Consider the following 12,757-nt stretch of genomic DNA (forward strand, 5'->3'; position numbering starts at 1 on the left):
ACAGCATTTTTTTTACAAGTAGCATTTAAAATCAAACCTTGGTTATTTAGTATCTCAGAACCTTAGTGTCTTAGTGCCTTTATTTAAAAAGATTATCCATTCCCGGAATCATTGGCATATCCATTTTGGCAACGGCATCCAATTCTCTTTCGTTTACGCTTGTTGCTTTTTCTATTGCTTTATTCAGAGTTACAATAAGGTAGTCTTCAAGTTGTTCTTTATCTTCTAATAAAGAATCATCAATACTGATTGATTTTACTTTTCTATTTGCTGTTAATGTTATTTTTAATAATCCGTCAGCGCTTTGTTCATCAATCAAAACGGTGTCTAAACGTTTTTTTGTATCTTCAATTTTTTGCTGGGTTTCTTTAAGTTTACCCATCATTCCCATTAAATCCATTTTTGTTGATTTTTAAATTATTCCGTACAAAATTAGTATATTGCTGTATGAAAGCAACATATATTTTATGAAAAAATTAATTTGGTTCTGTTGCGTTTATAGTATTTTTGCTGCTTCGTATTTAAAAACTAATGCTCAATCAATGCAAAACGATATAGTGGCCCCAATAGCCAAAGAAGTTCCAAAATCACTAAAAAAACATAAAGAAACCAGAGTCGATAATTATTTCTGGTTAAATGATCGCGAAAACCCTGAGGTAATTGATTATCTGAATCAGGAAAATGCCTATTACGAGAGTATGACTTCACATACAAAAGGGCTTCAGAGAGATTTGTATGAAGAAATGAAAGGAAGAATTAAAGAAGATGATTCCTCTGTTCCTTATTTTTACAACGGATATTTTTACATTACTCGTTTTGAAACAGGTCAGGATTATCCAATTTTTGCCAGAAAAAAAGGCAGCCTTTCAGCAACCGAAGAAATTTTATTCAATTGTAATGAAATGGCAAAAGGACATGCTTATTTTAAATTAGGAGGTTTAAGTATAAGCCCTGATAATAAATTTGCAAGTTTTGGAGTTGATCTTGTAGGAAGAAGAATTTACACAATTCAGTTTAAAAACTTAGAAACGGGAGAAATTTTACAAGATAAAATCGAAAATGCAACTGGAGGATCGGTTTGGGCCAATGATAATAAAACTGTTTTTTATACCAAACAAGACCAGGTAACTTTAAGAGCGGATAAAATTTTCAGACACAAATTGCATACAGATGCAGCAAAGGATGTTTTGGTTTTTAATGAAACTGATGACACTTTTAATGTTTCTGTGAGTAAAGAGAAATCAAGAAAATATATCGTAATTGGTTCCGGAAGTACCTTAACTACAGAATACAGAATTTTGAATTCTGATAACCCGGACGGGGAGTTTGAAGTATTTCAGACCCGTGTGCGTGGGCTGGAGTACAGTATTTCGCATTATGAAGATTCGTTTTATATTTTAACGAATAAAGACAAGGCAACTAACTTCAAGCTGATGAAAACTCCTGAAAACAAAACAGGAAAAAGGCATTGGGTAGATCTTATTCCGCATCGTGAAGATGTTTTATTGGAAGATATTGAAATTTTTAAGAACTATTTAGTGGTGGAAGAACGCTCAAATGGTTTGAATCACATTCGTATTATGCCGTGGAATGGTGAGACTGATTATTATTTGCCTTTTGGCAGCGAAACGTATAACGCATATACCACAACAAATGTTGATTTTGATACGGATATTTTGCGTTACAGTTATCAATCGCTGGCAACACCATCTTCTGTGATCGATTTCAATATGAAGACTAAAACCAAAGAAGTTTTAAAAGAGCAAGAGGTTTTAGGAGGGAAATTTGATAAAGAAAATTATATCGAAGAGCGTGTTTGGGCGACAGCCAGAGATGGTGTTAAAGTGCCTATTTCAATGATTTACAGAAAAGGGTTGGAAAGAAACGGTAAAAATCCGTTACTTCTTTATGCTTATGGTTCTTACGGAATCACAATGGATACTTATTTTTCTTCCACAAGACTTTCATTACTGGATCGTGGTTTTGTTTACGCAATTGCCCATATCAGAGGAGGAGAAGATTTAGGTAGACAATGGTATGAAGATGGAAAACTGTTAAAAAAGAAAAATACCTTTACAGATTTCATCGATTGCTCTAAATTTGTAATTAACGAAAAATTCACTTCTTCTAAACATTTGTATGCAGAAGGAGGATCAGCCGGAGGACTTTTAATGGGAGTTATCTCAAACGAAGCACCGGAACTGTACAATGGAGTGATTGCTCAGGTGCCTTTTGTAGACGTTATTACCACAATGCTGGACGACAGTATTCCGTTGACCACAGGAGAATATGATGAATGGGGAAACCCCAACAATAAAAAATATTACGATTATATGTTGTCGTACTCGCCGTATGATAATGTAAAAGCTCAAAATTATCCAAATATGTATGTTTCTACCGGATTGCATGATTCGCAGGTGCAATATTGGGAGCCTGCCAAATGGGTAGCCAAATTGAGAAACTTAAAAACAAATAGCAATTTATTGTTTTTAGACACCAATATGGATGCCGGACATGGCGGGGCTTCAGGACGTTTTGAGGCTTTAAAAGACTTAGCAAAGGAATTTAGTTTTTTATTAGATTTAGAAAAAATTAAAAGCTAATTAGATTTTTTTTGTTAAATTTGCAACCTATCAAGGTTATTTTAAAATGCCTTTGATTAACTATTTTTTTATGAAAGAAGAAATAAACGCTTATAATAATGTTTTAGAATTAATAGGCAATACCCCCCTTATTAAACTAAATAAAATCACCGAAGAGTTAGAAGGCAATTTCTACGCAAAGGTAGAAGCTTTTAATCCAGGACATTCCTCAAAAGATAGAATAGCGTTATACATTCTTGAAGAGGCCGAAAAAAAAGGTATTCTGTCGCCAGGTGATACCATAATCGAAACGACATCCGGTAATACAGGTTTTAGTTTGGCTATGGTAAGCATTATAAAAGGTTATAATTGTATTTTGGCAGTAAGTTCAAAGTCATCGAAAGATAAAATTGACATGTTGAGGAGTTTAGGTGCAAAAGTTTATGTATGCCCGGCTCACGTTTCAGCAGATGATGAAAGATCATACTATAATGTAGCGAAACGTTTACACGAAGAAACAAAAGGTTCTGTGTACATTAATCAATACTTTAATCAGTTGAATATTGATGCACATTATAACTCTACCGGACCAGAAATCTGGGAACAGACAAAAGGAAAAATTACGCATCTTATTGCCTGCAGCGGAACAGGAGGAACGATCTCAGGAACTGCAAAATTCTTAAAAGAGAAAAATCCAAATATTAGAATTTTAGGTGTTGATGCTTTTGGATCAGTATTAAAAAAATACCACGAAACGAAAGAGTTCGACAACAAAGAGATTTATCCGTACCGTATAGAAGGTTTAGGTAAAAATTTAATTCCTTCGGCTACAGATTTTGATATCATCGATAAGTTCATGAAAGTGACGGATGAAGAAAGTGCTCACTCTGCCAGAGAGATTACCAGAAAAGAAGGGTTATTTGTAGGATATACTTCAGGAGCTGTAATGCAAGCTATTAAGCAATACGCAGAAGAAGGAGAATTTACTAAAGACAGTAATATTATCGCTATTTTTCCGGATCATGGTTCTCGTTATATGAGTAAAGTATTCAGCGATGACTGGATGAACGAACAAGGCTTCTTTGACAGTGTCAATGAAGAAGAAGTTCAAAAAATTGAATTTGTAAAGTAGTACGGTAAACTGCTTTTCTAATATATTGCCTCATTCGTTTTGCGAGTGAGGCTTTTTATTTGTGAAATGTTCTAAACTACAGGGAATAAATAACGATATCCTGTGTATTTAAACAACATGTTTGGAGTAATAAAAAGCCTTCTTAAATATTTAAGAAGGCTTTTTGTTTTTTAGTGTTGTTTTTTTTGTTGTCCCGGTGCATAAGCTTTAGCACTTTTACTTCCGGAGATTTTTTTAGCCTGCCCTGGTGGAATTTTACCGGAAGGAGTACTTTGTGTATGTACACTACAGCTTATTATGCTAAGGAGTAAAAAGACAATAACCAAAAGAATTACTGCAAATTTGGTATATTTTGATGTTTTCATTATCTGTTTTTTTAGCTGCAAATATATTAAACTGTATGAGTTTTGTTATTTCTTCTTTGAAAGAATTTTGATCATTTGTGCGAAATAAACAGAACTATGAAAATTAATGTGTGTACTTGCAATTTGGGTAAGTTATGATAAAAAGAAAAATATTTTTAGTTCTTCCCAACCTTTTCATTTAAAAGGCACTCTATATAAGTATAATCGTCTTTGAACGGTTTAAACTAAAAATAGTATCGTATGAAAAAGAAATTCACTTTAGAAATAGCCAACCCTTGTTCTGAAAATTTTGATAATATGATTCCTAATTCACAGGGCTCGTTTTGTAGTTCCTGTGCCAAGAATGTAATTGATTTAAGCCGAAAAACGAACTCTGAAGTTGCCAGGTTCATCGCCGAGAATAAAGATCAGAACATTTGTGCGCGATTAAAAACAACACAGTTAGAGGAGGAATTTGTACATCAGGAGACTTCCAAAATGAATAATCTGAAGTATGCGGCAGTAGCAGCTTCTATTTTACTGGCTTCAAATGTTACAGGACAGGAAAAAACTCCAGTTAAAACGGAAATAAATGAATCGGTACCTAAAAGTAATATTCTGGGCAAAATAGCCATTAGTCAAACCGTTCAGGAAGAAATTTCGATAACGATCAAAGGGAAGTTGTTAGATGCAAAAACAAACAGGCCCCTAAACGGCAAGATCTATCCGAATCTAACCCTTAGTATTAATGACTCACAACCTCCTATGAAAATAGATTCGAAAACAGGTGATTTTTCGATTACGTCCCTGGTTTCTAAAAATGGTGAAGCACTTATGATTACAATCTCGAGCGGTGATTATTATTTATCCAAAACGATCCCTTTTGATCTTAAAAAAGTGAAAGGTAATGTTCTTCATCAAAACATAAAGATCAATACTGAGGAGCTGATTAAGGTTTATATTGCCGGAGGATTAGGCATTAATTATTCAGAAAAAAAAGTGATTAAAGAGAATTGATTGATTTGTTGTTTTTTTGAATAGAAAAAGCTCTGGGGTTTCCAGAGCTTTTGGTGTTTATAGATGAATTAGTTTTTGAATGTTTAGCTTGTGTTTTGAGCCGTTATTGATCGAGGTATTTGGAAAGCGAAGCTTTGTTTTGTTCTATTACGTTAGCTAGTTTAGATATATTCAGAACGCCGTTTTCATCTTTTGAAAAAGCTTTTAGTTTGTTTATTTCGGGATAGCTTAAATCATCATCTGTTATCTCAAATTGTGAAAAAGCGTTTTCTTTTAGTAATAAAACTAATTTTATTTTTGATATAATTTTATTAATTTCTAAATGTTCTTTCCAAGTGTTATCTTCTTTTTTGCAAACATAAATTTGTGTTTTAGAAATTGAATTGTCTTCGATAGTCTTGAATTTAATAAAGCAAAATGTTTCTTGGTTGTATTGGATAGTAATTTTAGATAATAAAGAAATTTTATTTATAATTTTTTCTTTATTTGCTTCTAGCAAGCCATTAAATTTTTGTGTTAATAGACCTTCAACAGTATTATTCAGGTCTATTTTTGTAAAAATTGAATCTTTAACATTATTAGAATTTATAACATAATCATAATAATAAGATTCAATAAATTGAAAAGATCCTGTTGCTTTAATTTTACTCCCTTTTAAATCTTTGTAATTATTTTGAGAATAACTACAGATAGTAAATGTCGCAAGTATTGTTAATATAATTTTTTTTCATATTGTATTATAAGATTGAATTAGGATCCTTAAAATATTGTTTTTTAAGAATATTTTCTTTTGTTTCTTCTATATACCAAGAATCCATTTCTTGTTGTAGTTTATTAAAATCAAGTTTGTCTTTTGTAAAAACTTTTTTGTGAATTTGTAGTAGTTCCGGAGAATTAACATTTCCATTAATAATTTTTTCTAATTCATCGGTTTTAAATTTTAATATAATCATTGCAATGCTCGCAACCATTTTTGTTGATGTTTTGTACCATCTGTTATTATATTTTTGCATTACAATAATACCTGCTTCTGGTTGTGGGGTGTATTGATTTATAAAATAAAACTTGATTATAGCAGTAGGAATTTGATCTATTTCAAATTCTATTTTATGTTTTAACTCAAAATAATTTCTCTCAACATCCATCTTTTTGATGGCTTCATAATAGTCTGAATCATTTATCTGGGCATTATTTTTGCCTCCAAGAGTATTAAAAATTTCCCATTCTTCATTAGAGCAAGAAATTATGGATTGCATTAAATCTTCTGGAAACTCATTTTTTATTGTTTTGAAATCTTTGGTTGCTTTAATTTTATAGGCTGTTTGATATCTATAAAAAATAAATTCATCTATGTCACTAGAATAAATGCGGGGGCCTTTTTCCTGTGCATAAAAATTTTGACTAAGCAATATCAATATTACTACTCTAATTATTTTGTTCATCTTCATTTACTTTTTTAAATAGGTTACTTTTTTTTGAAATTTTATAGATTATAAAAGCGATTATAATTGAAAATAACCATAGTACGGGGATTTTTAAATTTTTATAGATATATTCTTTTACGGGGAAAATAGTGTCTTCTTTTTTTGCGGGAAATGCAAAATCAATTCCCTTTCGATACCATACAAATCCTTTAAGAGGTCCATTTTCATTCCCGAAATAATCACTTTCATTTGAACTTTTATCAAATAGAATGATGGTTTTATAATTATTTAATTGCTTAGAATATCCGTCTACTCTGGGATTGTCATTACCGTCCGTATTCATATATGTTAAGGAATCAATCTCGATATATTTTTTGCTATACTTTGCATAGTTAGTAATTACATCTCTATAGTACAAAGTTGTAAATATATCTCCCATAGCAGGAAAAAAGCCTACTAATGCAAACAGAATACAAATTCCCCCCATTATTCTGATTAATCTTCTTATAATCATTTAGTCTTCTTTTTTTGTTAAATCAACTTTATCAGTAATTGCCCAGGAAGCGTCATAATCAACTAAGGTAAATTTAAAATATCCTTTGGATTTAATTTTAGCTTTCACGGCTAATTTTACAGGATCAATATAAAAACCTCCATCCCATTTATTGGTTGTGAAATTGTAAACTCTTTTACCTGAGACACATCCTTCTCCTGATCCTTTAACTGAAAACTCGATATAATCTTTTTTATCTTGATCTACCGTTAATTCTGCTTTCAATCCAACTTCGATGCATCCTTTTATGTTTCCTTCAATCACAAAATTATCCTTTACTTTTTTATTTGTTTCTCCAATTGTTCTGCTTAACCTTGAACCAACTAAGTTAACTTCAACTTTTGGACTAATAAAAACACCTACTTCACTGATACCCTTTATATTGAGGAATGCTAAAAAGGGGGGATAACCAAAAAACTCACCTTTTAGATTAATTCCGCCACTTATACTTCCCTTTAAAGTTTTAAAATAATGCCTTGAATTGTCATCTTCTTCATTGTAACCTTCTCCTTTTATTTTTATAGGTTTTACTTCAACTTTAAAGTTTTGTTTATCGCCTGGCAGACTACCGGTAAATTTATCAAGTTTATCGGTCATTTTTTTGAACGGTTTTATTAAATCGTCGTTAAATTGAGTTACGAGATGACTAACAGCCGGAGGCATAAAAGCTTGTTCTGATCTGCCTTCTTTTATCCATTTTACTTTAACTTCTTTTGTAGTTAAATTAGGATAACCAGAAATGTTTGTAAATGTTGTATTTGGGACACTCGCATTAACAGGAAGAGTAAATTGTGTTATTCCTGTTTTATAACTGTTGTCTACATTATTAATTTTCCATTTTATATTTTCGTCCGGTATAAGATTAATATCATTACTTAAAGTAACTTTGATTTCAGTGTCATTATAATCAACTTTTGATAGTTTAATTATTTTTGGAGGCTTATCAATATAGTATAAAGTCTGATTTGCACCGGCAATTCTATTTTTATTTTTCGGATTTGAAACATCTTTGGCTGTTAGTGCGTTTTGAGTGAATTTGCCTATTATTTTTTGAATTTCTACCCTAACTTTTGGGTTACCTTCAATACTTGTTGCTTCAGATTGTAAATCATGAATAAGTAAATTATTTTTTAGCGTAATATCCTCGATAGGCAAAGAACTTTTACTAGTGCTACTATCATAACCACGAAGCATACTTTGTTCACCGGGTCCATAAATACTATAAGTAACTTTGGCATCACTTGGTACGGTTTTCATTTCAAAGGTCTCAAACATAATACGTCTGTAAGGGATTTTTATTTTACCACCATTATAGTATTTTTGCCCTTTGTATTCTATATAGTAACCATTTTCTGTAACTGCACCATTACTTGGTTTGGTTTCTCCTTTTGGATCATTGTTCTCTGGCGTATTGACATTTACAGGCTGTTGAGGTGTAGGTTGCGGTTCGTCTACCTCTACAATATCAATCGGAGTATATTCTACAGGAGCTTCAGAAGGTGATGCCGGGTTAATAATTTCAGTATTTTGCTCCTCTTCGGAAGCATCTGCAACTTCTTCTTCCTTTTCTGGTTTTGGTCCAAAAATGGATTCCATTATCGGATCGTATTCTTTAGAAATTCCATCAACAAGCTTATCAACATCCAAGAATTTATCCCAGTTACTAGCATCATAACCAGCCACAATTTCACCCGAAATTAATTTGAAATCAGTATTAAGACCAATATTATCAAAGGTAATTTTGATACGGGTATTTTCGCTTAAGTTCCATTTTGAGTTGCCTTCACCATCTTTTGGGCTTAGGGCTTCAGCGGCATCAATGAGTTTTCTGAATTTTTCTAAGAAAGGCAGCGTTACATAGCCGTCTCCTGAGAAGGTACCGTTACTTCCTGTGGCGTGCAAGACTACAATAGGGAAATCTCCCGCTGAAATTACATCATTCGGGAAAAGTTCCGGAAGTGGTGTTTGGTTGGTCAGATCTTTTGGGTCCGGTTTGATACCACAGCCTTGAAATACAATTTCGTCTCTGGCAATGGTGGTGAATTCATATATTGAACTGTGAATATATTTGCCCACATCACAAGATGATCCTACGGTATATTCGTAGGTGGTGTTAGGCTTTAAGTTGCTAAGCGTAATATTTTCTCTTGGAGTTACGGCTTTGTACCATTCCGAACCGGAATTTTTCTCGCGATAGTTTACCTGATAGTCAAAGTTGTCGATGTTACCACTCCAGTTTATCTTGGCCTGATCCTGACCGATGCTTTCGGTTTTAATGGCAAGGGGAGAGGTACAGAATACTTCGTAAGTAAAAGCAAAGATTTCGGTATAACCGTTGTTTTTAAATACCCCAATTTCTTCGGCTCCTAAAATGGCTTTTGCTTTGATGCGCCAGGCGTATTTTTTGCCGGGAATCAGTTGAGGTTCACTCATGCCATATTGCAGGGTAGTCATTTTGGTTGTGGTGGTGTACAGGGGTGGTGAGTAAGCAAATGCATTTTGCACCGGGGTGTAATTGTCCCAAATCTCGACTAATGAAAATTCATATTCTACATTACTAACGTTGATGCTTCGCGGTGTCCAGTTAAAAACAATGTTCTGCAGGTTCTGCTGCATGATCGAAGCATTGTTTAAAGGCAGGTTCAGGAAGGGAGGTTCGTTTTGAAAAATAACGGTAGTTGTACCCGTTTTTCGAGACAGTTTTTTTCCTGTGGCAAAATCATATACTTCTACATAAAAGTTACTGATTCCTTCGGGTAAAGGCTGAGCATATTGATTTGGATTTAATCCCAGTAGGTTTTGGAACTGAAAATAGGGAGCCAGATCAACATTGGTTAATTGCAATGGAAATCCTCCTTCGAGATACAGTGGTTTTGCTCCTACAACAAAATCGTTGTTGCTGAACGAAACTCCATTGCCCTGAAAGTATATTTTTAATCGAACCTGACGATTGGAGATGGTTAAATCGTTGAGTAGCAATTGAATTTTAATGGGACTGTTTATGGTAGTCGCATCGGCATACTTGCTCAGGTAAATAGGTGATGGCTGCGCAATTTGGGTGGTAACCGAAATCGGGAAGGTTTGAGCAAATCCTTCAAATCCTATTAGGGAGCAGAGCAGCAGCAGGTACAGGTGTAAGTTTTTCAGCATTTTGGGTAATTGAATTTTATCCATTTTTTGTGAGGTTAGCAGGTAGGTATTCACTCCTTTTATTTTTGAATATGGTTAAGATCGATTTCATCAATGTTTGCATTTTTGAGAGCGAGATCATGATAAAACGGTATCATTTTGACTTCGATAGCGGCTATTATTTCAGAACCGGATTTTTTTTCTTTTATCGATTTAAAAGCTTCTTCCATTTCTTCTGCACTAAAAACTACTGCAGCTGGATTTTGCTGTATTTCGGCAGCGGGAAGTTTGGTTAATGCCGAAATTTCTTTGAGCATCCATCGGTGGCGTGTAAGCTGATCGCGATTTTTGTTACTTCGTTCCACCAATTTCTGATAGGATTTGTAAGCTGTTTTATCGGTAATGTTTTCTTCATTCACACCATGCATTTTGTGGCTGTTTACTCTTCCTAAAGCCGATACATAAGCATTTTCCAGACTTGCATCTTTGTCTTTCATCTCTGTTTCTAATTTTTTGGCAGCTTCGAGCACATAATCTTTGTATTTTTTTACGTTTTCAGCTTCAATGTTGTAAGCTTCCAGGTAATCTAGTACTTTTTCTTTGAACTGTTTGTCATCCGGTGTAAGGGAAGCCAGTGTGAGTAAATGCTCTAAATTTGTACTTTCTTTTTCCGGTAATGGGTTTAGTGCCAATTGCATTTCTTTTAATTGAGCTGTAATCTGATCGCGTGTTCCTTCTAAAGCTTTTCCGTTAAGATTTATTTTCAGAATAGAAGTAAGGTTCATGTCTTCCTCTGTTCTTGGTTCTTTCTTCGGTCGCATTTTGATTTTGTCGAAAGAATATGAATAAGACAGTGTAGCAGTCATATCATTGTTTTTACCGGTGGCTGTTTTATTGAATAGTGTGATGACACTCATGTTGAAATTGTGTTTTTCAAGATAAATGTAAGACCCGTTCAATCTGAAATTGAAAATATCGTTTTGCTTGCGACCATTGTTATAGCTGGTGTTGTAACTGGTCGAGGCATTGGCATTCAGTTTTTTATCAAAAAATAATTTGGAAGCGCCAACTGTTGGTCCGATAATAAAACTCTTCCCTCCATCCGTTTGTCCGTAGGTATTGTTTATGGAACCGTTGAAACTTAGCTCTTTTTGAGGATAGCCAAGAGAATAGGTTAGGGCTGAGTTGTAATAGGTAGAAGCTCCGCCTGCAACTGTCTTTCCTTGTTGTTGGTTTACGGCATCCTGCATAGAGAAATTGGCACTAATTGCTTTTTTTAGTTGTTTGTCATTTCTTAACAGATAATTTACAGTCAGACCTAAATTTTGGTTCACTTGTCTGAAGTTTAACGTGTCTAAATACTCGTAATTTGAAACCTGATTGATGTAGTCAAATTGATTACGACTGTTGGTGAACGATTGAAAGTTAGAGTAGTTCAGGTTCAGGTTTAATTTTTGATTGGGTCTCAAATCGACATTAGCTGAGGTTACCAAGCGTTTCATCTGGCTTTCTTTCTGCTTTTCTAAATTGTCTTTCTGAAGTCCTAAGTTTAAAGCAAGCGACACTTTATCTTTATACAAACTTTGGGTTGCATTAACGGTTACGTTTTCTAAATCGTTATTAAAATAGTATCCTCCAAAGGTTCTGTAGTTAGGGTCAATTCGTTCGTAACCTAATCCTAAAGTTCCTTTTCCGGCCGGGTAAGCCAATTGTCCTTTAAAGGCATTATAACTTGTGGTAGTGCTATTTCTACCCAATAGAAACGAGGAAACTCCTTTCGCTTTTCCACCTGCCACAACTCTTAAATCTTCAGTAATACTACTGCTGGCATATTCGGTAGAGACTTGTAGTTTTTGAAAAAGTTTAAAATTAGTTTCAAAACTGATGGCAGCATTTTCCTTTGGAGCGACATCCAGTTCAAAAGGTACGGGGTTGTTTAAAGAATTGATCTGATCCTTTGCCTTAAATAAGGTAAGTCCCAGGTTTATTTTCTCTAGGGAATAAGCGGTTTTAAATCCGTATCCAAATCTTTTGTAAGCAGGCAGAATATCCGGATAGGCTGAATCAAATTCGTTGCTTTTTAATAATCGTCCGTACATCGCACTGATTTTAAATTCTCCCTGTGGGGTTAAATCCACTCCAAAACCGGTAAACTGATGACCGCTCAGCGTGTAAGGGGAGAAGGTCATGCTGACATCTCCAATATGGGCAGTAATCCATTTATAGGAAGGATGTATGCTCAGACGATTCATTAAAACAGGTTTATTGTACCCGAATTTTTGATTGGTATAGGAAAACGAAAGCGGAATGTTGTACAGATTGGCAATATTGAAATTGATGTTTCCGTTCAAAAAATAACTGAAGGGCTCTCGTGTGGCATTACCGGAATAGAATACGGTATTGGCAGATGCACCACCACTGACATTTATAAGTTTCGCTTTGCCTAACTCCTGTACATTAAAGTTTTGCGAAAAAGCAAAGGTACCGGTGAAAAGCAGTAGTGTAATTAAAATTATTCTTTTTAAAATCATTCTTTATGGGCCATGGAAATCAAGATTGTTTTCTTGATTTCCATT

The 12,757-nt window shown here is 34.0% G+C and carries 10 protein-coding genes; 3 read left to right on the forward strand and 7 right to left on the reverse strand.

Annotated features, from left to right (window positions below):
- Positions 1–79: 79 nt before the first annotated feature.
- Positions 80–400: a YbaB/EbfC family nucleoid-associated protein gene (locus tag C245_RS0119060; protein WP_017498214.1), complete on the reverse strand. Its 321-nt coding sequence runs from the start codon at positions 398–400 to the stop codon at positions 80–82.
- A 67-nt stretch (positions 401–467) separates the two neighbouring features.
- Between C245_RS0119060 and C245_RS0119065 the strand changes: the two genes are divergently transcribed.
- Positions 468–2,603 carry an oligopeptidase B gene (locus tag C245_RS0119065; RefSeq protein WP_017498215.1) on the forward strand — a complete coding sequence of 712 codons (2,136 nt, stop codon included), beginning with the start codon at positions 468–470 and terminating at the stop codon, positions 2,601–2,603.
- 70 nt (positions 2,604–2,673) lie between these two features.
- Positions 2,674–3,714 (forward strand): PLP-dependent cysteine synthase family protein, encoded by a 1,041-nt coding sequence (locus C245_RS0119070; RefSeq protein WP_026110163.1) that lies wholly within the window; start codon positions 2,674–2,676, stop codon positions 3,712–3,714.
- Positions 3,715–3,884: 170 nt separating this feature from the next.
- On the opposite strand, the gene C245_RS0119075 is transcribed toward C245_RS0119070, so the two are convergent.
- A complete protein-coding gene (locus C245_RS0119075; protein ID WP_017498217.1) occupies positions 3,885–4,079 on the reverse strand; it encodes a hypothetical protein in 195 nt (64 codons plus the stop codon).
- Positions 4,080–4,319: 240 nt separating this feature from the next.
- On the opposite strand from C245_RS0119075, the gene C245_RS0119080 reads away from it, so the two are divergent.
- The gene (locus tag C245_RS0119080) at positions 4,320–5,075 is read left to right on the forward strand and encodes a hypothetical protein (protein ID WP_017498218.1); all 756 of its coding nucleotides are present in this window, start codon (positions 4,320–4,322) and stop codon (positions 5,073–5,075) included.
- A 103-nt stretch (positions 5,076–5,178) separates the two neighbouring features.
- Here C245_RS0119080 and C245_RS0119085 read toward each other — a convergent pair whose 3' ends face one another.
- From C245_RS0119085 to C245_RS23285, 5 genes are all read right to left on the reverse strand, one after another.
- A complete protein-coding gene (locus C245_RS0119085) occupies positions 5,179–5,574 on the reverse strand; it encodes a hypothetical protein (RefSeq protein ID WP_017498219.1) in 396 nt (131 codons plus the stop codon).
- Between the two features lie 238 nt (positions 5,575–5,812).
- Positions 5,813–6,517, reverse strand: coding sequence for a hypothetical protein (locus C245_RS0119090; RefSeq protein WP_017498220.1), 705 nt, complete (start codon positions 6,515–6,517; stop codon positions 5,813–5,815).
- On the reverse strand, positions 6,501–7,013 hold the full coding sequence (locus C245_RS0119095) for a hypothetical protein (RefSeq protein WP_017498221.1): 513 nt from the start codon (positions 7,011–7,013) through the stop codon (positions 6,501–6,503). The genes C245_RS0119090 and C245_RS0119095 overlap by 17 nt, the downstream gene beginning before the upstream one ends.
- Complete coding sequence (locus C245_RS0119100) at positions 7,014–10,226, reverse strand: fibronectin type III domain-containing protein (RefSeq protein WP_017498222.1); 3,213 nt, start codon at positions 10,224–10,226, stop codon at positions 7,014–7,016.
- A 35-nt stretch (positions 10,227–10,261) separates the two neighbouring features.
- The gene (locus tag C245_RS23285) at positions 10,262–12,712 is read right to left on the reverse strand and encodes a hypothetical protein (RefSeq protein ID WP_017498223.1); all 2,451 of its coding nucleotides are present in this window, start codon (positions 12,710–12,712) and stop codon (positions 10,262–10,264) included.
- Between the last annotated feature and the right edge of the window lie 45 nt (positions 12,713–12,757).

Origin of the sequence: Flavobacterium sp. WG21, assembly GCF_000335775.1 — a bacterium.
GTDB lineage: Bacteria > Bacteroidota > Bacteroidia > Flavobacteriales > Flavobacteriaceae > Flavobacterium > Flavobacterium tructae.